The 1,509-nt window shown below is 70.8% G+C and carries 2 protein-coding genes; both read right to left on the minus strand.

The genetic code is table 11. From position 1 onward, the window contains the following. Positions 1-561 (minus strand): histidine phosphatase family protein (locus ACPC54_RS41935; RefSeq protein WP_498973012.1); only part of this gene is annotated, 561 nt, incomplete at its 3' end. 53 nt (positions 562-614) lie between these two features. Then, positions 615-1,509: glutamate-1-semialdehyde 2,1-aminomutase (locus ACPC54_RS41940; protein WP_498973010.1), on the minus strand; the 895-nt coding region annotated here is incomplete at its 5' end.

Raw genomic sequence — 1,509 nt, forward strand, 5'->3', positions numbered from 1 at the left:
GTAGCCGACCGACACGATCTTGTCGCCGAGGTAGGTGAAGGACGTCAGCGACGCGAGGGTGCACTGCCGCTTGCGCGGGTCGTGCCACAGTCGCCGCCGCTCCACGTACGACCGGACGATCCACACCGGCAGCTGATGGCTGACCAGCACCGCCTCATGGCCGCGCGCCTGGTCCTTGGCCGCGTTCAGCGCGCCCATCATCCGCACGACCTGGTCCACGTACGGCTCGCCCCAGGACGGGCGGAACGGGTTGACCAGGTGCTTCCAGTTCCCCGGCCGTTGCAGCGCGCCGTCGCCGACGCCGAAGGTCTTGCCCTGGAAGACGTTCTCGGCCTCGATCAGCCGCGCGTCGGTGTCCAGGTCGAGGCCCTGCGCCTTGGCGATCGGGGTGGCGGTCTCCTGCGCCCGCTCCAGCGGGGAGGCGCAGACATAGGTGATGTCGCGCGGGGCGAGGTGCTCCGCGACCCGGTCGGCCATCTTCCGGCCCAGCTCGGACAGGTGGTAGCCGGGCAGCCGGCCGTAGAGCACGCCCTCCGGGTTCTCCACCTCCCCGTGCCGCATGAGATGGACGACCGTGACGTCCTTGTCGCTGCCGCTCACACTGTTTCCGATGGTCACGCGGTGGCCTCCGCAGCCGCACGGGCCGCCGCCGGAAGGGCGTCGGCGATCTTCTGCACGGCCCGCTCGTCGTGAGCCGTGGACACGAACCAGGACTCGAAGGACGACGGCGGCAGGTACACGCCGTTCGACAGCAGCGAGTGGAAGAACGCGGTGAAGCGGTACGACTCCTGCCGCTTGGCGTCCTCGTAGGTGCGCACCTGCCGGTCGGTGAAGAACACCGAGAACATGTTGGACGCGTTCTGCACCCGGTGCGCCACGCCCTCCTTGCTCAGCGCCTCGGTGACCAGCGACTGGATCTGCGCGGAGACGGCGTCCACCGTGTCGTACGCCGCCTCGTCGAGCAGCCGCAGCTGGGCGATGCCGGCGGCGGTGGCGACGGGATTGCCGGAGAGGGTGCCGGCCTGGTAGACGGGCCCGGCGGGCGCGAGGTACGCCATGACGTCGGCCCGGCCGCCGAACGCGGCGGCGGGGAAGCCGCCGCCCATCACCTTGCCGAAGGTCATCAGGTCGGGCTTGACCCCGTCGACGCCGTACCAGCCGGCGCGGCTGGTGCGGAAGCCGGTCATGACCTCGTCGGAGATGTACAGGGCGCCGTTCTTGTGACAGGCGTCCCGCAGGCCCTGGTTGAAGCCGGGGGCCGGCGGCACGACGCCCATGTTGCCGGGCGACGCCTCGGTGATCACGCAGGCGATCTCGCCGGGGTGGCGGTGGAACGCCTCCTGCACGGCCTCCAGGTCGTTGTACGGCAGCACGATCGTGTCGCTCGCCTGGGCGCCGGTGACACCGGGCGTGTCCGGCAGCGCGAACGTGGCGACACCGGAGCCCGCCGCGGCGAGCAGGGCGTCCACATGGCCGTGGTAGCAGCCGGCGAACTTGATGACCTTGGAG

Source organism: Kitasatospora sp. NPDC094028 (assembly GCF_049543595.1).
Taxonomy (GTDB): Bacteria; Actinomycetota; Actinomycetes; order Streptomycetales; family Streptomycetaceae; genus Kitasatospora.